The organism is Parapedobacter sp. SGR-10, assembly GCF_011030405.1.
GTDB lineage: Bacteria > Bacteroidota > Bacteroidia > Sphingobacteriales > Sphingobacteriaceae > Sphingobacterium.
Genome location: NZ_JAAJTJ010000028.1, coordinates 1 through 22,807, shown reverse-complemented (window position 1 = coordinate 22,807; position 22,807 = coordinate 1). Strand labels below are relative to the sequence as shown.

Sequence of the window (22,807 nt, the reverse complement as noted above, 5' to 3'; positions counted from 1 at the left end):
TAATTTTATAAAAATCAAAAGATGAAAAAACACCCCATACTTAGCAATTCGATAGCAGTGCTTTTCTTTTTGCTAAATGCTGCTTATGCACAGGAAGTTCCCTTCCGTAAGGACAAAGAATTATTGAAGATAATAGAGAAAAGCCTTGGTCAATCTGCAAAACAATATAGTTTTTTGCAGTCTATCACACCGGAAGACCGTTTTCCAAAAACATATGAAGGAACAGAAAAGGGTTCCGTAACAAGTACGGCAAGAAATTGGACCAGTGGTTTTTATCCGGGTACGCTCATCTATCTTTATGAGGGCACCAACGATAAAGAACTGCTCCATGAAGCAGAACGTAAATTGGTTTTTTTAGAAGGCCAAAAAGATAATAAGAATACACATGACTTAGGTTTTATGATGTACTGTAGTTTTGGCAATGCCTATCGTGTTGCAAAAAAAGAAGAATATAAAGACATCCTCGTGCAAGCCGCCAGATCCTTGGTGAGTAGATATAATCCGAAAGTCGGCAGTATACAATCATGGAACCGTATAAAATCTTTGGATGGAAGTAAATATTGGGATTTCCCGGTCATTATAGACAATATGATGAATCTTGAGCTTTTGTTTTTTGCATCCAAAGTGACAGAGGATGAGCATTTTAAGAATATTGCTGTTCAACATGCGCAGACTACTATGAGAAATCATGTACGGCCCGATTACAGCTCTTATCATGTCGTGGCATACAATCCTGAAACGGGTGGAGTAAACAGTCGTGAGACCTATCAAGGGTTTGCCCATAATTCGACCTGGGCCAGAGGCCAGGGATGGGGAATCTACGGTTTTACAATGGTGTACCGTGAAACGGGAGATAAGCGTTTTCTGGAGACGGCACAGGGAATGGCTGATTTTTTTCTCGATCACGGGAATCTGCCGGAAGATAAAATTCCTTACTGGGATTTTGATGCAGGCCGTCCTGGATTTCAGCCGGCCTTCCCTTACGATGCTTCCAAATATAAAGTGATCCCTAGAGACGCTTCGGCAGGAGCATTGGTGGCTTCAGCGTTGATAGAGCTTGCAGGATATTCTGATAAAGAAAAAAAACAGAAATACCTGCATGCGGCTGAGACGATGCTTAAGTCTCTTTCCTCGGCAGTATACACAGCACCTGTTGGTGAGAATGGAGGTTTCATACTAAAGCATAGTGTCGGAAACCTAACCAAAGATAGAGAAGTGGATGTTCCACTTTCTTATGCAGACTATTATTACGTAGAAGCTATGCTACGATACAAAAACAATATCAAATAAATTATCAACTTATGAAAACGGACAATTTATCGAAAAAAGTAGGTAAAAAGGTGTATGCATTATTGCCTTTGCTTTTGTTCTTTTTGGTCAACGGATGCTCCTCAAAGAAAGAGGCCGTACACCTAAAATCAGGATATGATTTATATTTATTGATTGGCCAATCCAATATGGCTGGTCGTGGTATCATAGAAGCCGAAGACACTGTAACACATAATCGTGTATTCGCTTTAAATGCTTCTGATACGTTTGTTTTGGCAAAAGAGCCCCTACATTTTGATAAAGCTAATCGAGGTACAGGTCCAGGGTTGGCTTTTGGTAAGGCGATGGTGGAGGTAAACCCTAAAATACAGATAGGACTCATTCCTGCTGCTGTAGGAGGTACAAAAATTTCTTATTGGGAACCGGGCAATTCTAGAGGTCTGTATGAAGAGGCTATTCGCAAAGCAAAAGTAGCGATCAAATACGGCACGCTAAAAGGTATCATATGGCAACAGGGAGAGTCTGATTCCAATTCAAAAGATGCTCCTTTGTATAAAGAACGCTTACTCAACTTATTAACAGCTTTTCGTAAGGACTTGGGAAATGATAATCTTCCTATAGTCATAGGTGGCTTAGGGGATTTCTTGAAATCTTCACAGTACAAGGTTGTCAATAAAGCTTTGGAAGAAGTGGCGGCGGAACTACCCAATGCCGGATTTTCTGAAGCAAGTCGGCAAGGTCACATAGGAGACCGACTGCATTTTAATTCGGAAGCTCAACGAGAAAATGGGAAAAATATGGCAAAAGCAATGTTGAGATTAAAGAAATGATTTTAGTGGGTAGCTGTTTTTGCTATACATCAAAAAAATAAAAATATATTTTGGTCGTTGGAAAAAAAAGTATATATTAGCCTGTACCAAGATATAAACATATATAATACATTTGTAGTGCAAGGTTGTCACACTAGTCCGCAAAGTGGTGGAGAATGAATTTGAAAATACAAAAATTGTTTCGCCAGGGTTCAGCAACTTGTTCGGCTACTAACAGATGACATTGGGAAGGTTTTTTAACGGGTATGTGGTAAGGAAACTAAAGAATAATTGTTTTTTTGATCTTATATAAACTATTATGAGAAAAACCGATCGACACCGAGTAAGCCTTTTAAAACATTGGCTTGATATAGTCTTTCCCAAAAGAAAAGTTGATATTTCACTTACCTTTTTGTGACACATCGGGTACGTACACGGCTTTTTGCTGAATGAGTCTTCCCAAAGTATACAATGTATAAACATTTAAAAATTATGATAGCATTAAAATTAAGAATATTGAAATCAGAGAAGAGGTTTGTGATGGCTTTACTTTTTATATTAAGCTTTGCGACAGTTGCCTTTTCCCAAAATAGGGTAATAACAGGGGTGGTGACCAATGCCGAGACGAATGAGCCATTATCGGGTGTATCGATTACTGTAAAGGGAACGACCAAGACGGTGTTTACAGATGCGTCAGGCCGTTACTCTATACAGGTGGCTAGCAGTAATGTGTTGGTATTTAGGTATATAGGGTTTTATGCCAAAGAAATACAGGTAGCTGAAAACAAAGTAATCAATACGTCTCTAGCTGTGGACATGCAATCTTTGGATGAAGTTGTTGTCGTGGGTTATGGCGAAGTGGCCAAATCAGATTTAACGGGTGCTGTCGGACAGGTCAATGTAGAAGAGATGGCGCTTGCGCCGGTCATGTCTTTTGATCAGGCTTTGGCCGGACGGATTGCAGGGGTACAGGTATCTTCGGCGGATGGGCAACCGGGATCCGAAGGTGTGAATATCGTCATACGGGGAGCCGGTTCTTTGACGCAAAGTACTGCGCCGCTATGGGTAATCGATGGTTTTCCATTTGAGGAATTTGATCCATCATCTTTAAATATGGATGACATTGAAGAAATGAACGTGTTGAAAGATGCTTCTGCCACAGCCATCTATGGTGCCAGGGGAGCTAATGGAGTCATCGTTATTGAAACAAAAAAAGGCAAAGTAGGTGTTCCTGCTGTACAGTATAGCGGTTCTTTCGGATTCCAGAATGTGACCAAGCAAATGGAAATGATGAATCCCTATGAATTTGTGAAATATCAGTTGGAACGATCCAATAATTCTTCTGCCATGCAAGATATTTATCTCTCTAATGGAAAGACTTTGGAAAGCTATAAGCATATTAAAGGGATCAACTGGCAGGACCTGATCTTCAGAAACGGAGCGACCAAGATCCATAATCTGTCTGTAAGAGGAGGCAATGCCCAGACCAAGTACTCCGTTTCGGGTTCCCTATATAATCAACAAGGTGCGATCATACACAGCGGTTCTGATAGGGCTACGGCGAGGGTAACATTGGATCATACTATAAGTAAGAAGTTTAAAAGTGGTGTTAATCTGTCGTACTCCCATAAAAAGTCATTTGGACAGACAGCGGCCAGTAATGCCGGTACAGGAGGGCATGCTTATACGTACCTAATGTACAGCGCATGGGCATTTAGACCGGTAACAGGTAGGGAAGAGGTCTATTATGATGAAGAGGGAGAGATTATAGGAGGAGATATTGATGAAGATTTTATTGATGAAGAGGTTGATGAAACCTTGACCTCAGCTATGTTTGCCATAAACCCTGTGAAATCTTTAACGAACGAGGATAGGGGTTCAAAGAGCATGAGCTTAAATGCCAATGGTTATCTCACATACGATATCAATAAAAGTTTACAGTTTAAAACTACGGCAGGGTATATCAAATCAAATGGAGAGGCGTATAATTTTTACAATTCGGGTACAACCAGAGGGTCAGCTACTTTGCCATCAAATTCACGAGGTGTTCAGTCTACTTTATCGTTGTCCGAAACGGTCACATGGAATTCCAGTTCCTATCTGACTTTCAGGAAAAAAATAGCCAATCATAGCTTTAACGCTATGGCGGGTGTTGATTTTCAGGAAAGAAGGGTAAACAGGTATGGTATGGGCAGCCAGCTTATACCCAATGAGTCTTTGGGTCTTTGGGGCATGGACGAAGGGGTACCGGTGAGTATGACAGTCTCTACATCCAATAATAGGTTGAATTCTGTGTTTACCAGGGTAAACTATAATTATAAATCAAAATATTTGTTGACCGGAACTTTCCGGGCAGACGGTTCGTCAAAATTTCCTGTCAATAATCGGTGGGGATATTTCCCATCTGCTGCTTTTGCATGGAGAATGGGAAATGAAAAGTTTATGAAGGATATAGACTTTATTTCGGATGCCAAACTCCGCATAAGCTATGGCTTGACGGGAAATAACAGGGTCACTGATTTTCCGTATGACCCGTTGATGAGTGCTTCTGCTATCGCGCAGTCTTATTCGTTTGGAAATGCTGATCCGACAAAAGGGGTTTATCCCAGCTCATTGGGAAATGCACGGTTAAAATGGGAAACCACAGAACAGATCGATCTCGGCTATGATTTGTCAATGTTTAAAAAGCGTGTGGAGATAACGGCCGATATTTATAGAAAAAGAACTAAAAATCTATTGCTGAACGCTAATATTCCTTCCATATTTGGTTTTACCAAAAACTATAAAAATATTGGATCCTTGCAGAATGAAGGACTGGAATTGACCTTGAATACAGAAAATATCAAAACGAAGAACTTTAGATGGAGTACGAACCTGAACATAGGGTTCAATAGGAACAAAATTCTGTCACTGACGTCTGATGAGAGCAGGATGTTTTCCGCTGTGACTTGGGATGCTTTGCATAATGGATCCTATTTGTATGTAGCTCAGGTTGACCAACCGGCAGCCTTGTTTATGGGTTATATATTTGATGGAATCTATCAATATGAAGATTTTGATCTGGTGGGCGGTCAGTATAGGTTGAAGGCCCATATAGCAGGTAATGGAGATGTCAGAGAAGATATCCGGCCAGGTGATATCAAGTATAAGGATCTGAATGGAGATCTGACTGTCAATGAACATGATGAAACGATCATAGGGGATCCTACTCCTAAACATATCGGAGGTTTTTCCAATAATTTCAGCTATAAAGGATTCAGTTTGAATGTGTTCTTCCAATGGTCATACGGAAATGAGGTGTTTAATGCCAACAGAATATATTTTGAAGGAGGAAGGCCACAATTGTCCCGTAATCAGTTTGCAACCTATGTAGATCGATGGACACCGGAAAATCCTTCAAATACGATGTTTAGGGCAGGGGGACAAGGACCTCTTGGAAGATATTCTTCCCTATACCTTGAAGATGCTTCGTATATCAGGTTGAAAACAGTGTCTTTGTCTTACAGTTTGCCTGCAAAATATCTCAGCAGGATCTATGTGAAAAATTTAACGATGACGGCTACGGCTCAAAACCTGTTTACAATGACTAATTATTCTGGGATGGATCCGGAAGTTTCTGTCCGGCACACTGTCTTGACACCGGGATTTGATTGGTCAGCCTATCCGAGGGCTAAAATTCTGGTTTTTGGTCTGAAGGTCACATTATAATTTTTTAGGAGGACAAGTTATGAAAAATAATATAAAGAAATATTTGAGCGTACTTATCATTATCGTATTTGCCACATCTTGCAATAAGTTTTTGGATACTAGGCCACAGGATTTATTGACTGTTTCCAATTATTATGAAACGGAAGAACAATTGAATTTTGCACTTGCGGCTGTGTATTCAAAACTTGGAGATGGAACTATATATGGCGGAAGAATTACGCGGATGGGGATGGATGCAGACGAGGGGTTTTATGATAGGTCAACAGATCAGATCGGTGTATCTGTTTATAATGTGTATCCAACGGATCCACATGTTACGGCTTTCTGGAGAACTTGTTACGAAGGGATTTACCGGGCAAATCTCTTGTTGGAAAATATCAATAAGCCTGAAAAGATATCTGATGAAAACCGGGCTGCCATTGAAGGGGAAGCCTTGTTTCTACGGGGGTATTACTATTTTCTCTTAGTGAGCAATTTTGGTGGTGTACCATTGATGTTGGCGCCTGAATCTAATACCGATAATACATCTTATCCAAGGAATACGGCAGAAGAGGTGTATACGCAAATCGTGGCCGATATGGAAGCAGCGGAGGGAAAAGTAAGGACGATCAAGCAGATTGCGCATGGTGGTAGGGTAAGTAAATCTGCCGTAAGAGGTATTCTAGCAAGGGTAAATCTCCACTGGGCTGGTTATCCCCTGTTGAATGCATCGCGTTATGCAGAGGCCGCAAAATGGGCAAAGATGGTCATGGACGATACGGATGCCAACCATAAGTTGAATCCTGATTACAGGCAGGTGTTTATCAACTATTCTGCTGATAAATACGATATAGGTGAAAGTATATGGGAGGTAGAATTTTGGGGAAATACACAGGCCGTGTATAGAGAAGCGGGACAGATCGGACATTATAACGGTATCCAATATAATGGTGGAACCAATGCAGATCCTAACCATGGGTTTTCTTATGGATTTTTAAATGCCACAGGTGTGCTGTGGGAAAGGTATCCGGAGGAAACCCGACCGAATTCTACCGATATCCGAAGAAATTGGGCAATAGCCTCATTTTCGTTGGCCGGTAATCCGGCAAGAGAAACAGCACGGGAACTCACACCTACTGGTATATATCAACGTGATTGCGGTAAATACAGACGTCTCTACGAAGAGGTCATGCCCAAAGAAAATGTATATACACCTATAAATTATCCTATTCTGCGTTTTTCGGATGTACTTTTGATGTTTGCTGAGGCAGAGACCCAAGCTACAGGAGCCATTAGTCAGGAAGCAATAGATGCCGTAAACATGGTCAGGAGTAGGGCCTATGGTAAAATGTTGTCGAGTAGATACGTGCAAGCTATTGAAGTCACCGTGCCGAGAGTGTCGGGAACATATACGGCTGCGACTACAAATATCACCATTTCCGGAGGTGGCGGACAAGATGCTACCGCTGCTGCGCTAATAGCCAGCAATGGAGTAGCAAATATCACGGTTACTTTTGAGGGAAGTGGCTATACCAGTGTGCCGACCGTTACCATAACCGGTGCGGGTACGGGAGCACAGGCGGTAGCTGTCTTGAACGATCCCAATATAGACTCTGATATACCGGCCTCTGACATTGCTTCTCCGGAAAAATTCTTGACCTTTATTCAGGACGAGCGTTCCCGTGAGCTTTGTTTGGAGTCCCTACGAAAAGGAGATCTGGTGAGATGGGGTAAATTGGTTGAAAACATGAAAATCGTAAGAGATCATATAGAAACGTCTTCATTGTCCAGTGCGCTAGACTATGCTGATTGGTCTTACAAGAATGTAAGTGCCCGAGATGTTGTATGGCCTATACCTTCTTACGAAATGGGGTTGAATTCGGGATTGGTACAAAATAAAGGGTGGTAAACTAATCAAAAGAATATTATGAAAACTATTAAAAACACTGTCATACTGTTGTGCGCCTGTTTTGGCGCGATAGGATGCAATAAGGTCGAGGTGGCTGTGCCGACTTTTGATGTCGAGGTGGAAACACTGACTTATAAAGTTGGTGATGCAGTGAACTTTACGTTCACAGGCGATGCCGATCAGATCACATTTTATTCGGGTGAGACGATGAAGGATTATGCCTATATAGATGGACGGGTCGATAAGGTTTTGGCATTAAATACATCTTTTTCTACGGCGATTCGATATGGGTTGGCCAATGGGCAGAAAGATCTGTTGTCCGTATGGGTCTCATCGGATTTTAGTGGTGACTATACTATCGAAGGTGTACATAGTGCAACCTGGAAAGATAATGTATCTAAAGATTTCACACTGGCTCCTCCGACGATGGACAACAATACCGCTGCGAACTTCATCCCTTCGGGCGTTTTGGATATTATGAGCGAAGCTGAGGAAGGTAAACCGTTGTATTTGGCTTTTAGGTATAAGAAAGATGCCGGGAAGGCACAACGGAACTGGTTTATGAGAAATATTGCTGTAAACGCTGTCACGGATCTGGGTAGTTTTTCGCTGTTTGACGCCTCTGGATTTACTTTGGTTTATGACAATAATTTTGAGACAGACACCGATAAGAACAGTGCGGTGACCTCTACCCAGATTACTTTGCGATCACCTAATCCTTTTGATCCGTTAGCAGTCGAAGTTTGGGCCATTTCGCCTCCGATCAGTACAGCAGAAACAGACTTAGGTCCGGATAAAGGTACTCCCATAAAGGGGTTTAGGGATCTTAAAATAGAGAATTATACCTATACTTACGAGGAAGCAGGTGAGTATACTGTAACATTTGTCGCCAGTAACTCGAATCTATATGGCGAGTCTAAAGTCGTCAAGCAACTAAAGATAACAGTAACTGAATAATATAAAACAATTAATACATAAAGATCATGAAAAACTATTTAAGCAAGATTTCACAACTGACGATGATTATCACATTTTTAATTTGTAATCACGTATACGGCCAACAAGACAAGACGACGCTATCGTTTGATACAAGTGTTCAATACGGTAAGCAGTCCAATAATCTCTCGGTGTTAGTCTCGTCAGATTTTAACGGAGATTACTCTCTGGAGTCCGTCAATGCAGCTACCTGGGAAGATGTCACGAAAAAGGTTAAGTTGGCGACCGATAAAGTACCGGTTGGATCAGGAAACATCGATTTATCTCAAAAAATGAAAGCCGGCAAACCACTGTATATTGCTTTTAAATATATTGGACAGGCTTCTGCAAAGCCCTCACAAAGAGGTTGGGGCGTATCTAATGTGACGTTGACCCAAAAGGGTGAAACTAAAACTGTGGCTATCGGAGACTTTACTATTGTTGATAACAAAGAAAACCATGAAGGTGCGACATGGATAAAAGGGAAAGATTTGATGCGATTTCGTTCGAATCAATCTGTTAAAGCATCCGAAAGCTGGGCTATCGCCAAGATCGTAGAGTAATGATCACGAAGAAAAATGCTCTACTCTGTCTGATGCTCCTGTACAGTCTGTGCACTGTCCATTCGAAAGAAAAGTACATTGGTGAAGAATACATTTTGTCGCCTGCCGTGTCTCAAGACTCCGTTACGGAAGTGACTAGGGAGGAAATGAAAAGGGCAATGGAAAGGGTTTATTTGGACAAGGGGCCTAAGCCAGATGCTACTCCTAAGCCCGTGATGGAGATTATCGAAAAAGTAAAACAGCCTGATCATGAGCGCTGGCATATCAAATATCTCGTGGATACTGATGAATATGCCTATGCCTATATCCTTCTCCCTTTGCATAGGAAGAAAGGTGAAAAACTGCCCCTGGTACTGTGTCCCCATCCTACTGCAGATACTGGAAAGGATAGGGTCGTGGGGATACATAAAGAGCCGGCAAAGGATGCTAAAGAGCAAGCAAAAAGAGAAAACAGGCAATATGCTTTACATTTGGTGAGAAGAGGTTTTGTAACTTTTGCACCCGACAGAGCTGCCTATGGCGAAAGAAGAAGAGAAGGAGGGTATGCCAATTATAAAAAAGAGATGGCCATTTGTCAACAGGAGTTATCAAAAAAATATCCGGGTTGGGGCCTCAGTGGTAAAAGTGTTTACGACTTAAAGAAAGCCCTGGATTTTCTGACGGATATTGAGTTTGTGGATGCATCCAACATCGCTATTATAGGACATTCTCTGGGAGCATGGGACGCTATATTACTGACTGCATTTGATGAAAGAGTGAAAGCAGCAGTTGTAAATTCGGGAGGAATGGTGAATTATAAGCCTGCCTTGTGGAAAGATCAAAACGCGCTACGGAACTATCTATCCAATGAAAATTATAAAGTAGGTCTGAATGTAGATGCAAACTTCTTTTTAAGGCTGGCAGCACCACGGGCAGTATTATATCAATATTCCTTGTTTGATAGTCTGAATAGAGGCAACCCACAATTATTGGAATGTTTCAGGGATCTGACAGAATATTATAAAAAGGTCAATAAAGCTAAAAAAGCAGATATAAACTACTATCTACATGGCTATGGCCATGATTTTACGGAAGAGTCCCGTGAGTTAGCTTACAAGTGGTTGGAAAAAAGACTTTTTGGCCAAAGTACACAAAAATAGAATGGTATTTTAATTCTGAAAGCATCATCGGTCTTTGGTGCTTTCAGAATTTTTTTTACTTCATCTTTGGGATTTGATAAAATAGTTTGTATCTTACGGGTACGTTTACGGTAGGGTTTTATAAGCTTATTTTATGATCAAACCCACCTATAGAATTTTTTATTTATAAATATATTAGATTATGAAAAGATCATTTTTTTTAGCAGGATTGCTGTTTATGCTTTCGATTACTATGGTAAGTGCCCAGCAGAAAAAAGCTGTTTTCTTACACAAGCAAGAAACTATGGACGCAATTGGTTTGGATCCAGAACAACAAACAAAAATTACAGCTTTAACCAAGAAATCATTTGCAGATATCAATAAGATACGCAAAGACACGGAGCTTTCTGATTCCGAAAAAAAGTCAAAAATCTCCAAGGTTTACAAAAAGAGACAACAAGACTATGAAGCTACATTGACGGCAGATCAACTCAAAAAATATAACGAGCTGAAGGAAGCTGCTAAAAATCAATAACACAAAAAAAAATTGATGATGGCTGAATTGAAAAACTTACAATATAAAATATGTTTTTCAATTCAGCCTTTTTTTAATACCTCTGTATAAATTAATGCGTTCGTCATTGTTTCAAAATTAAAGATAATAACATGAAGAAAAACGGTGTCTCCTCGTTAAAAACAAGTTTGGTAGCTCTTGTGCTGTACATCTCTCTTTCGACTGTACTCTATGGCCAAAGTAAGCAAGAAAGTGTAGATGATTCTTCGTTGGTCACTGTAGAACAGGATATTCGGTATGCTACAAAACCCGATTCTATAAACAATGATGTGTCATCAGACAGGTTGTTGGATATTTATCTACCCAAAGATAGCAAGCAAGCTAAACTGCCGGTATATGTGTATGTACATGGAGGAGGTTTTTCGGGAGGCGATAAAGCACAACACAAAGTTTTTTGTACGAAACTGGCGTCTCATGGAATTGCCGTAATCACGATCAACTACAGGTTGTATCTCAAGCATAATAAAATAAGTGGTGCGAGCTGTAGAGCAAATATGTCCAAAGGGCTACCCGCATCGGGGAAGTTTAATGCAGGATTGCATCGGGCCATAGCGATAGCCGGAGAAGACGCTGTTTTGGCTTTAAAGTGGATAAAAGACAACGCAAAGAAATATAAGTTTGATACGAAAGATGTCACCATTTCGGGTGGTTCGGCAGGTGCCATGACGGCCTTGTACACGGGTTTGTGCACCAAGTATTCAAAGATAAACGTGAAAAATATAGTCAACCTGTGGGGAGGTGTAGAGAATAACGAACAGATTGTTAATCCAAAAGTTCCCGTGCTTACGTTTCACGGTGATAAAGATGATCTGATATCTGTCGAATACGCACATTCACTGCACCGTTTTCTGGAACAAAAGGGCAATAGATATTCGAAACTGATCATTTTGGAAGGAATCGGACATGGAGGTCCGGCCTATAAGGAAGTTATAAATAATCAGATGGAAACAATCGTTGACTTTTTAAAAGGCAAATAGTGATATGAAGTCTAAAAATGTTATTCGGATTTTTCTTGTCATGCTGACGATAGGAAGCATCTGTTCATTTTTTATGTCGTTTACAGATGTTTCGGCAAGCCTCAACATGACAAAAAAGCAGTTTGACTAAAATTTAAACAGGATATAAAAACTGATCAAGCAATAAATATAGTATAGATGAAGTTATCCACGATTATATTTTCCACATTGTTCCTGTTTATATTACAGGTAAACAGGGTGGGCGCTAAAGATTATGCCGTAAGTTCGGCAAAGGAAATAGATGAATTGAACCTTGTAGCAGGAGATAGGGTACTACTAAAAAAAGGAGTATGGAAAGATCAATCGCTCGTTTTTAAAGGTATTGGCACAGCAGATAAGCCTATCATTTTTAAAGCCGAAAAAGCTGGTGAAACCATTATAAGTGGTCATTCTACATTGGTCATTGATGGAGAATTTTTGGTTGTAGACGGTTTGGTCTTCAGAGATGGTGAAGCCTTTAAGAAAAACGTGATTGCATTTTCCGAACAATCAAAAAATTGTCGATTGACAAATACGTCTATAACAGCGTATGACAATGCTGAAAAAAAGATGAGAAATAGCTGGATCGTGCTATATGGTGAGCGGAACAGGGTCGATCATTGCTATGTAAAGGGCAAAACAAATATAGGAACTACGGTGGGGGTCTACGTTGCCGATAAGCCTAACTACCATCGGATAGACCACAATTACTTTGATGGCAGGCCGCCCTATGGTGGCAATGGAGGAGAGATCATACGGGCAGGGGTAGACCGTACGTCTTTAATGGATTCATATACGACCATAGAAAATAATATTTTTGATAATTGTGACGGAGAGATAGAGATCGTATCCAATAAATCCACGCATAACACGATTCGGAATAATTTATTTTTCGAATGTTCGGGCATGTTGACTTTAAGACACGGTAACCATGCGACAGTTTATGGAAATATATTTATAGGCAATCAAAAGAAAAAATCAGGGGGAGTCAGGTTAATAGGTGAAAACCATAAGGTGTATAACAATTACTTTCATGGTTTGACAGGTAAAGGGCTGAATGCAACAATTACCTTTATGAATGCATGGGAAAATCCTCCTTTATGGGGATACTGGCAAGTGAAGAATGCAGAAGTCTATAATAATACCTTAATAGATTGTGAAGAACCGTTTGTCATAGGTTCCGGAAAAAACGAAAAAACATTTTTACCGTTATTAAACACTCGTGTTTTTAGGAATTACATCAGCAGTACCACACCCGTAGTTGTTTGGGAAGAAGTGTCTGCAAAAACAGCCGAAAATGTGAGATTTGAAGATAATCTATTGCGGGGAAAGACGGGAGAACAAGGCTTTACCGTCATATCCCAAAAATATCAAAAGGACAAATATAGCTTTATTTATCCTGACAAAGCCCATGCACAGATAGGTTTTCCTCCTTTGGCTGAAGAGCAGGTACGATTGCTTGAAGGTGAAGGCATTGGCCCAGAGTGGCAGCGCATAGATAAGAAATTTGTCATCAAAGAATAAGTCAACAGATAAATGTATTTGATTTAAGGAAAAGACTGAATGGGATGTATATAATCAACTGAACTTGAACTATGTTTACAAGAAGAAACGTACTGAAAACACTTGGAGCCACGGTATTGACAGCAGGGGGCTTTGCTCATTCCTCCTATGCTGCAGAAAAAGAGAATGTCGTTGCGGGCACAATGAGAATTTTTGCCAATGTAAATACACTGGTCTCCGAAAAGAAACTTAAAAAAGGTGATATTGTTAAGGTATTAGGGTACCATCAAGCCGATGATGGAGGTCATGCAGAATATCTGATCAATGATCAACAGGATCAATCTCAGACAGGTATAGCTCTTCAGAATGGTTTGTTTGCCACATTGATCAATGTATCTGTGGTCAATTATAAAATGTTTGGGACAGTATCTGATGGTGTACATGATGATGGGATTGAGATAAAAAAAGCACATCAATACGCCAATGCTCACGATCTTCCTGTATTTAATTATACAGGGGAATTTTGGTTAAAAGAAACCAATGGGATACAGATTTTTTATAATGTGGAATGGGGCAATTCTATTTTTCATATAGATGAACAATTCAATACCCCAAAAGCTTACAAATTTGTTGTAGCAAGTAAAAAGCAAAAAGTAAAACACACGTTCTCCGCGCAGGAGAAGGCTAATATTTTGAATAAATTTAAGCCTGGTGTAAGTGTGATAGAAGAATTTTCGCCTTTTTCGGGACATTTGATGTATATAGAGGATACGAATGACAAAATCGGATTCAGAGCTGGGGCCAGATTTGTCGGTCAGTCTTGGTCCAGACAAGAATTTGTATATATAGAAGAGCATGGAAAGGTATTGGGAGAAGTGGCCTATACATTCAAAGATTTCTCCACTATAGAGATCATTCCTGTGGATGATACCTATTTGACCATTAATGGTGGTTGTTTTTGTCTTTCGGGCGATAGCCACGGAAAAGGCTACACCAAAAATGGCTTTGGGATTCTACGGTCAAGGACGTACATCAGTAATCAGGTCGTTAGGCTGGAAGCAGGCAAGAAGGATATTGCACCCAATGCAAGAACCGGTTTTTATAATTTCAGTAAAGTATACGAAGTTAAATTAGAAAATATTCGTCTCATCCCATATGAACAGGATAGGGAAGGAACCGCAAACGATGTTCCGGCAGGTACGTATGGTATATCGGGTGGAAGGATTCTGAATGCGACTTTTAAGAATGTCACTGCGGAGGGGAGTGCCGTACATTGGGGAGTTTTTGGTACCAATATGAACAAAAACTTTAAAATAGACGGTTGCCACCTCAATAGGGTAGACGTTCATTTTCATTGCTGGAATTTGTCGATATTGAATTCAAAAATCGGTTATAGAGGTATTTCTATTACGGGAGGAGGGGATCTCATTATTCAGAACACAACTTGCGAACACCGCTCTTTTATAAATTTTAGAAGAGATTTTGGGTCTAAGTGGGATGGAGATATCAAGATTTCCAATTGTAAATTCATTCCGGCAGAAAGTGCCGCTAACCATATTTTGGATTTTAGTCCAGCAAATTTTGATTATAAGTATCCGATAGTATTTGGTAGGTCTATTGCTATCGAAAATATGGTCATAGACTGCACCAATAGTAAATCTAAGGGATCTCTTTATTTGATGAACCTCAGTCCGTTTTCAGAAATGAAACATGGGGAGAGGATTATATTTCCGAAAGATGTCCAATTCAGAAATATCATTGTACACGGTGAAAATAGGGGTGTCCGTATCGTGACACTCTACGATCCGAAAGGATATTACGTTGATGCAAAGGGAAGCTATGATGCGATAGAATTGAGGGCTAATAGTAAAATATTGGTTGATAATGTAGCCTTGGAAGATCTTTCGCAAGTGGGATCCGACGAAAAAAATAATCATTTCCTCGTGAAAAATGGCAGCGAAGATGTAAAAGATGCAAATTCCCTATTCTTACAATTGGAGATCGTAAACTGTCCTCCCGTGAAAATAGATATTTCGGGAGTTCCTGCAAGGGTAATCATCCGCAATTCCAATCTGTCGGCGTTGAAGAGTAAAAAATTTGGAACGATGAAGGGAGAAATTTACTTGTTGGAAAGTAAAATTCTACCAGAGGTGAACGCTGAACAAGAAATAGCGTTGGAGCTAGATACCACATTGGCGACTGTTTTTTCCAACTGTACGATCTATTCCCCTAAAGTCGCGGGTGAATTTGCTCCTTCTTTATTAAACCGTTATGATTTCATGAAGATCAATGAAAAGCTAAAATTCAACCATTCCAACACTATGCTTGGAAAAGATATACTAAACGCGCTGAAATCAAAAGGTGAAAAGTTGAATCCGAAATTTATTGGTATGTTAAAATCACGCTCTGATCTGGAAGATTAGTTTGTGGTATTGCGTATCGAAAAGAGTCCTTATATTTCAGGTAGATAGGGGTTGCCTAAAAACAAAAACAGGGATTGAAAAATCCCTGTTTTAGTACCCAGCGCCGGAGTCGAACCGGCACATCCGAAGATATTGGTGTTTGAGACCAACGCGTCTACCAATTCCGCCAGCTGGGCAAGCTGCTTTGTTGTTTGACGATGCAAATATAAGTCTTCTCGCAGTGAATGCAAAAATAATTTTATATGTTTTGGTAAAGTAGCTGATTATTAAATCAAAAAAGTTTAAAAATGACAAAAGCCAATCGAAAAGATTGGCTTTTGTGTATGTATTATGATGAGTACGAGGCTAGTGGGAGCTAAGCTGTTTTTTCTTTTCCTCATCGAAAGAAGCTTCCAATTCGGCCAATTTTTTCTTACCATAGCTCAGGCGTGTAATGATCACGAACAGAACAGGTACAATAAATATTGCCAGGAATGTGGCTGCGGTCATTCCTCCGAATACAGTCCATCCGATCGTCTGCCTCGATACGGCACCGGCCCCTGTAGAAATCATCAGTGGGATGATCCCAAGGATAAAGGCCAGGGAAGTCATGATGATCGGACGCAGACGGAGCTTGACAGCTTCCAAGGTGGCTTCCAGTAAATTCATACCAATATCGACACGCTCCTTCGCAAACTCCACGATTAGAATCGCATTTTTTGCAGCAAGCCCAATGATCGTGACCAATCCGATCTGTGCATAGATGTTGTTGTCAAGCTTTGGAAGCAACATCAAGGCCAGAATGGCCCCAAATACACCTAGTGGTACCGATAGTAGTATCGAGAATGGAACCGACCAACTCTCGTATAAGGCTGCTAAGAGCAGAAATACAAACAGAATACATAAGGCAAATATTTGTATGGTTTTGGAACCCGATTGCTTTTCTTGTAGGGATAGGCCGGAAAATTGATAATCGAATCCTGCCGGCAAGGTTTCTGCGGCGACTTCTTCCAGCGCCCGCAGTGCGTCTCCTGAACTGTATCCCGATGCAGAGCTTCCGGATACTTCAATACTTCTAAAGATATTGTAGTGGTTGATGATAGAAGGCATCGTGACCAACTCGTAATTGACCAGTGTACCCATCGGCACAGGCTGTCCCTGTACATTGTTTACATAGAGTTTGGTGATGTCTTCTATATTCATCCGGTAACCCATGTCCGCTTGCGTCACGACACGGAAATTTCGGCCGTATTTGGTGAAGTCATTGACATAGCTACTTCCTAGATAAGCGGATATTGTAGAGTAGATGCTCGATACCGGAACTCCCATTCTCTTTGCCTGCTCACGGTTTACGTGCAGTTTGTAGTTTGGCGAATTGGAGTTGAAGAGCGTATAAGCCATCCCGATTTCGGGACGTTGGTTTGCTGCGGCTAAAAATTTGCCTACCGTGGCTTCGAATTGCTTGATATCAATCGTTTGTAAATCCTGTACAAGTAAAGAAAAGCCTCCGGAAGATCCTAATCCCGGAATGGCAGGGGGAGTTACGGCAAGTATCCGAGCTTTGGGATATTGTGCATATTTGCCCATAATAGCTCCTGTAATCTGACTAGCTGTACGCTTTCTTTCTTTCCAGGGCTTTAAGGAAACGAATAAGGTAGCGCCATTGGGTTTGAACGATCGGTTTAGGATATTGATACCCGAAATGCTCGTGACATATTTTATCTCCGGAAAATCACGGCGGACCTCATCCTCCAGCTCTTGCAATACTTCGTTGGTACGTGAGGCGGAGGCTCCTTCAGGCAAGGTGACCCCTGCAAAGAACATTCCGCCGTCCTCGGTGGGAATAAAACCTGTCGGCTTAGTCTTGAACATCCAGCCCGTACCGATGAAAATACAAAGCAGGATGACCAATACCAGGGGAGTGGCTTTGATGGCTTTTTTTACACCTCTGGAATAGTTGTTGGTTACTTTCTCAAACCAAAGATTGAATTTATAGAAAAGCTTGTTTAGCCCTTTGGATTCTTGGGTAACAGCTGTTGGTTTTAACAGAAGCGAACAAAGTGCCGGAGTGAGTGATAAGGCTATGAAGGCTGACAATAATACCGATACTGCAATGGTAATGGCAAACTGTTGGTACAATTTACCTACCATGCCGGGGATGAATCCTACGGGAACAAATACAGCTGCCAGGATCAACCCGATGGCAATCACAGGAGCAGTAATGTCCTTCATCGCACGTATGGTCGCCTCTTTTGCACTTAGCTTATTGTGATCGATATAATGCTGTACGGCCTCCACCACGACAATAGCATCATCCACGACGATACCAATAGCGAGTACAAAAGCCAGCATAGTCAGGTTGTTGATCGAGAAACCGAATAGCGTGAAGAAAATAAAGGTACCAATGATCGAAACCGGGATTGCCAATACGGGTATCAAGGTGGCCCGCCAACTTTGGAGGAAGAAGAATACCACTAATGTCACAAGGACAAGTGCTTCAATTAGGGTCGTGATCACGGAATTAATGGATGCTTTGACGACAGAGACGGTCTCATAACCGACTACATAGTCTACATCTTCCGGAAAAGATTCTTTGAGTTTATCCAACGCGGCATAAATCCCCTCGGCTGTTTCGACAGCATTTCCTCCCGGCGTTTGATTGATCATCATTCCGGTAGATGTCATTCCGTTCACTTTGGTCGATGTACCATAGTTGAATTGTCCCAGTTCGACTCTCGCCACATCTTTCAACAGAACAATAGATCCATCCTGATTTGTTTTTACGACGATATTTTCAAAGTCTTCGACTTCGGATAGATCTGAGTCGGTGATGACGGGGTATTCGAATACCGTCGTGGATTCTTGCGGATTACCGCCTACACTACCACCCGGAATGCGTATGTTTTGTTCGTTGATCGCAGCAGATATGTCTGCCGGTGTCATATTTAGATTGGCCAGTTTATTGGCATCTAGCCACACACGCATGGAGAAAGGCTGTCCAAAGGAATTGACATCACCGACACCTTTGACACGCATCAAGGCATCCCTTACGTAGAGGTTGGCATAGTTGGCCAGGAATTTATTATCTCTCGTCCCTTTCGGTGAAACCAATGAGACCAACATCAGTACATCTGTGTTGGCTTTGCGCGTGGTCACACCCAATCGACGTACGGTCTCTGGTAAAGAGGGCTCCGCAATGCCTACACGGTTTTGCACATCCAGTGTGGCTATATCAATATCCGTTCCTACTTCAAATGTAACCGTAATTTGTGCCTGCCCATTTGAAGTACTGTTGGATGACATATAGATCATACCCGGTGTACCGTTGATCTGGCTCTCTATCGGCGTAGTCACGGTCTGCTCGACTGTCTGTGCATCGGCTCCCGTATAGTTGGCTGTTACCGTAACAGTAGGAGGGGCGATGGATGGGTATTGACTGATCGGCAGCGTCGTGATGGCGATCAATCCGATAATGGTAATCAGAATGGAGATCACTATGGCTGTGACAGGTCTTTTTATAAATACTTCTGAAATCATTGTTGTCTAATTAGCGTTCTGCAAATATTATTGTTGGTTCGGCACATTATTTTCAGTGACTTTAGAGCCTGGTCGTAAAGTGGTGGTACCGTCTACCACGATTTTTTGTCCGACTTCAAGGCCAGATGTGACGACGATTTTATCGTCGATCTTTTGTCCTAAGGAAATCTGTTTGAGTTCTACTTTACTGCTATCATTGACTGTGTATACGTTGAATGTGCCCAATTGCTCAAAGACTGCCTTGTATGGAATGATCAGTTGCTCTTCTTTCGATTTGCTTTCTACGTTTAGTGTGGCATTCATGCCTGCACGTAGTATGTTTGAACCGTTTGAAAACGAGGCTCTTACTTTTATCGTTCCGGTCTGGCTGTCCACCGCACGATCTATTGTACTGATCCGCCCGGTTTCTTCAAATCGACTACCATCGGGCAAGGTAACATATATCTGTGTGTTAGCATTTCCATTTTGTAGTTTGCTGAATTCGGATATATCCCGTTCATTGATTTGGAATTCTACTGCAATAGGGTTGGTAGAGCTGATTGTGTTCAACAATGTAGAGCCTGCACTGACCAATGCTCCATTGCGCACTTGGGAAATACCTATGTTGCCGGAGAAGGGAGCCACAATAACCGAACGTTGTAGATTGGTCTGTGCGGTCGTTAATGCGGCTTCGGCTGCTTGAACCTGAGCTTTTTGGTTGCTGACGTCCGTCGTAGCATAGTCTAGGGTTTGTTTGGCTATCGCATCTTTCTCTGCGAGGCTTTGGTAGCGTTGTAAATCTTTCTGTACACGATCGAGATTGGCCTTGGCGATCTCCAGATTAGCTTTGGCCTGGTCCACAGCAGCTTGATAGCGTGTGCGGTCTATTTCGTAAAGCCGTTGGCCTTTGTTGACGTATGCACCATCATTGACATATATATTGGTAATGTATCCGGTCACCTCTGCACGGATTTCGGTTTCTTGCAAAGGCACGACATTTGCCGGATAGCTCTTGACGCCAGAGACAATTTCTTTGTCCACCATAGCTGTGGATACAGGTACAGCTATTTCGCCTTGAGGATTGTTTCCGGCTTGTTGTTTGTTGTTCTCGTTGCCACCGCAGGATTGTATGAATAATGCGGTGCTGATAAGAAAAGTTGAAAGTATGTGATTTTTATTCATCTTTATGTGTGTTCGTAGTGTTCAGTTAAGGTTAATTGTTCGTGGATATTGTGCCTAAGGCTTTCTGGATGTCCAATTTACTTGCTAGTAGGGCATATAATGCATTGAGATAGTTGAGTTGTGCTGTTTTTAAGTTCGTTTCGGCTGTCATCAGATCCAAATAGGTTTTTACACCTGCATCATATTGAAGCTTGATCGTATTATAGACCTCTTCGGACAATTCGATGTTTTCTTTGGCGTTTCGCCAATCGTTCATGTTTGCTCGATATGATGCCATAGCCGAAGAATATTCCGTGCTGATCTGATTCTCCAAGTTTTGAAGATCGAGTTGCAGACGCTCTTCCTGTAGTTCAGACTTTTTGATCTCCTGGATTCGTTTTGTCCCTTGAAAAATAGGGAGGTTGAGACTCAATCCTACTGTTGAAGCAGGAAAATTGTCTGAATATATATCCGCAAATGTGTTGTTTCTATAATTCATCGAATAGTTGGCATAAGCACCTATACGGGGCATAAAAGTCCATTTTTGGTACTGTGTATTCAGTTTTTGGATTTCCTGTAGGGTTTGGAGCTGTTTGAATTCCACACGATTAGCGATCTGTAGCAACTCTGTCGTGTCCAAGAGTATAGAGGATTCCATATTCTGGTCAACGAAAGAGAGGGTAATGGATTGTCCGGAAGGGATTGCCAAAAGCATTTTCAGGTAATCGTATTTATATTTACGCAATTCCTGGGCTGATTTCAGCTCGGCTTTGGCATTGTTCAAGGATATTTGTGCTCTTTTGTAATCGGTCTTGTCGACAAGTCCTACTTCATATCGAGCAGAGGCTTCGGCATGTTGTCTCTCTAACCGAGCAATATTTTCCAAAATAATCTTGATCTGCTCTTCGCTGGTCAAGATGTCATAGTAGGCTTTGCTGACACTGACGACCGTGTTTATTTTGGTATTTTCCAGATTGAGTTCGTTTGTTTGGCGGACGAATTTTGCCGCTTTTGAAGCCTGGAAGAGCTCGGGGCTGATCAATGCTTGATTAGCTTCAAAAGTCAACGCACTGTTATTGCGCTGTCCCATAGTAACGTTGTTTCCATTAAAGTTAGTGGTCGGCATCTGGATGTAATGGCTTAGGCTACCGGTAGCACTGATCTGTGGAAACCATCCGGATAGGGCAGAAGCAATTTCCCGCTCTCCGATCTCCTGATCGATCTGTGCCTGTTTGAGCTCGATCTTATTGCTCAAAGCATAATTGATCAAGTCATCCAATGTCGCATTATTCAGGGATGCCGCTTGTTGTCCGATAGCTATCGAATAGCCGGAAACTGCAAAAAAAAGAAGGATTAGTTTGCGCTTAAAATTAAAGTTCATGTTCGTGTTGTTGTTTTATGCCGTTCCAAATGATTTCGATCAGATCGTCCAGGTGTTTTTCGTTGAATTGTATTTTTCCATAGAGCACAGATTTAGAAAAGGATACGGCTACCCCGATGTAGGCTGATGATAATATACATACATCCAGTTTTTTCAAGATATTCTTTTCCATACCTTGTAGGAGGAAAGCAATGACTTTGTTTTCTTCATAGGGACCATCTCCATCACAGGTTTTGTCTTTGACCATCTCAAAAAACGGAGAATTATAAAATTGCTCCATAAAGCTGAACTTATCCGTATTGTGCTGATAGAATGAACAAAAGCGTTTGAAAACAATGAAAAATTGCTCTTTGTAGCTTAAACTTTTGTCCATATCATCAAAAATATACCGATGTATTTCCCGCTTGCAATAGTCGTATAGCTGCAGTATCAGTTCTTCTTTGGATGGAAAATAATGATATATGGTCCCAATGGCGACATCCGAAGATTTTGCAATCTGGCTCATGGGCGTGCCATGAAACCCGTGCTCTTGGATCAGGAGCAATGTGTGTTTGAAAATACACTCGATCTTATCTGTCAATTGAACGTTCATTTGGTTGCAAAAATACCAATTCGAACGATCCTTTCGTGTCAAATTATTGTTATACTTTTCTGACTAATTAAAAAATGATAATAAAGGCTTTTAGTATCAACAAAAGGATATAAAAATGAAGTGTGTTAAATAATTGTTAAGTTTTTAGAAAACTCTTGACAAGTGTACTTTCTACACTTATCTTTGTGGTATCATAATTTAGGTTTATAATTGGTTAGTAAAGGTTTTCATTCTCCCCGTTTGAAAACCTTTTTTTATTGGATACGCTGTTCTTAAAATATTCCTTTTGTAATACAGGTTCTGCAGTTTGAATGTCTTTTTTTTAACTATGGCTTGGAATCACTATATTTATA

The 22,807-nt window shown here is 41.1% G+C and carries 15 protein-coding genes and 1 tRNA gene; 11 read left to right on the top strand and 5 right to left on the bottom strand.

What is annotated here, in order from left to right; translation table 11 throughout:
- The first annotated feature begins 21 nt into the window (after positions 1-21).
- The 11 genes from G5B00_RS15500 (at position 22) to G5B00_RS15450 (ending at position 15,825) form a co-directional block, all read left to right on the top strand.
- Positions 22-1,290 carry a glycoside hydrolase family 88 protein gene (locus G5B00_RS15500; protein ID WP_163877492.1) on the top strand — a complete coding sequence of 423 codons (1,269 nt, stop codon included), beginning with the start codon at positions 22-24 and terminating at the stop codon, positions 1,288-1,290.
- 11 nt (positions 1,291-1,301) lie between these two features.
- A complete protein-coding gene (locus tag G5B00_RS15495) occupies positions 1,302-2,099 on the top strand; it encodes a sialate O-acetylesterase (protein ID WP_163877489.1) in 798 nt (265 codons plus the stop codon).
- A gap of 471 nt (positions 2,100-2,570) precedes the next feature.
- Positions 2,571-5,786, top strand: a complete 3,216-nt coding sequence (locus G5B00_RS15490; RefSeq protein WP_163877486.1) for a SusC/RagA family TonB-linked outer membrane protein — start codon at positions 2,571-2,573, stop codon at positions 5,784-5,786.
- A 19-nt stretch (positions 5,787-5,805) separates the two neighbouring features.
- Positions 5,806-7,674: a RagB/SusD family nutrient uptake outer membrane protein gene (locus G5B00_RS15485; RefSeq protein WP_163877483.1), complete on the top strand. Its 1,869-nt coding sequence runs from the start codon at positions 5,806-5,808 to the stop codon at positions 7,672-7,674.
- Between the two features lie 18 nt (positions 7,675-7,692).
- Positions 7,693-8,631: a DUF5017 domain-containing protein gene (locus tag G5B00_RS15480; RefSeq protein ID WP_163877480.1), complete on the top strand. Its 939-nt coding sequence runs from the start codon at positions 7,693-7,695 to the stop codon at positions 8,629-8,631.
- 26 nt (positions 8,632-8,657) lie between these two features.
- Positions 8,658-9,212 carry a DUF5017 domain-containing protein gene (locus G5B00_RS15475; protein WP_163877477.1) on the top strand — a complete coding sequence of 185 codons (555 nt, stop codon included), beginning with the start codon at positions 8,658-8,660 and terminating at the stop codon, positions 9,210-9,212.
- Positions 9,212-10,351, top strand: coding sequence for an alpha/beta hydrolase family protein (locus tag G5B00_RS15470; RefSeq protein WP_163877474.1), 1,140 nt, complete (start codon positions 9,212-9,214; stop codon positions 10,349-10,351). Before G5B00_RS15475 ends, G5B00_RS15470 begins: the two co-directional genes overlap by 1 nt.
- A gap of 181 nt (positions 10,352-10,532) precedes the next feature.
- The gene (locus tag G5B00_RS15465) at positions 10,533-10,865 is read left to right on the top strand and encodes a hypothetical protein (protein WP_163877470.1); all 333 of its coding nucleotides are present in this window, start codon (positions 10,533-10,535) and stop codon (positions 10,863-10,865) included.
- Positions 10,866-10,996: 131 nt separating this feature from the next.
- Positions 10,997-11,881 carry an alpha/beta hydrolase gene (locus G5B00_RS15460; RefSeq protein ID WP_205966443.1) on the top strand — a complete coding sequence of 295 codons (885 nt, stop codon included), beginning with the start codon at positions 10,997-10,999 and terminating at the stop codon, positions 11,879-11,881.
- Positions 11,882-12,058: 177 nt separating this feature from the next.
- The gene (locus tag G5B00_RS15455) at positions 12,059-13,423 is read left to right on the top strand and encodes a polysaccharide lyase 6 family protein (RefSeq protein WP_163877466.1); all 1,365 of its coding nucleotides are present in this window, start codon (positions 12,059-12,061) and stop codon (positions 13,421-13,423) included.
- A 71-nt stretch (positions 13,424-13,494) separates the two neighbouring features.
- A complete protein-coding gene (locus tag G5B00_RS15450) occupies positions 13,495-15,825 on the top strand; it encodes a hypothetical protein (protein ID WP_163877463.1) in 2,331 nt (776 codons plus the stop codon).
- A 94-nt stretch (positions 15,826-15,919) separates the two neighbouring features.
- Here the strand turns inward: G5B00_RS15450 and G5B00_RS15445 are convergent.
- The 5 genes from G5B00_RS15445 to G5B00_RS15425 all read right to left on the bottom strand — a co-directional run bounded on the left by G5B00_RS15445 (position 15,920) and on the right by G5B00_RS15425 (position 22,454).
- Positions 15,920-16,001, bottom strand: a tRNA-Leu gene (locus G5B00_RS15445).
- Positions 16,002-16,170: 169 nt separating this feature from the next.
- Complete coding sequence (locus tag G5B00_RS15440) at positions 16,171-19,341, bottom strand: efflux RND transporter permease subunit (RefSeq protein ID WP_163877461.1); 3,171 nt, start codon at positions 19,339-19,341, stop codon at positions 16,171-16,173.
- Between the two features lie 27 nt (positions 19,342-19,368).
- The gene (locus tag G5B00_RS15435; RefSeq protein WP_163877458.1) at positions 19,369-20,502 is read right to left on the bottom strand and encodes an efflux RND transporter periplasmic adaptor subunit; all 1,134 of its coding nucleotides are present in this window, start codon (positions 20,500-20,502) and stop codon (positions 19,369-19,371) included.
- A gap of 31 nt (positions 20,503-20,533) precedes the next feature.
- On the bottom strand, positions 20,534-21,862 hold the full coding sequence (locus G5B00_RS15430; protein ID WP_163877455.1) for a TolC family protein: 1,329 nt from the start codon (positions 21,860-21,862) through the stop codon (positions 20,534-20,536).
- The gene (locus G5B00_RS15425) at positions 21,852-22,454 is read right to left on the bottom strand and encodes a TetR/AcrR family transcriptional regulator (protein WP_163877452.1); all 603 of its coding nucleotides are present in this window, start codon (positions 22,452-22,454) and stop codon (positions 21,852-21,854) included. Before G5B00_RS15425 ends, G5B00_RS15430 begins: the two co-directional genes overlap by 11 nt.
- Between the last annotated feature and the right edge of the window lie 353 nt (positions 22,455-22,807).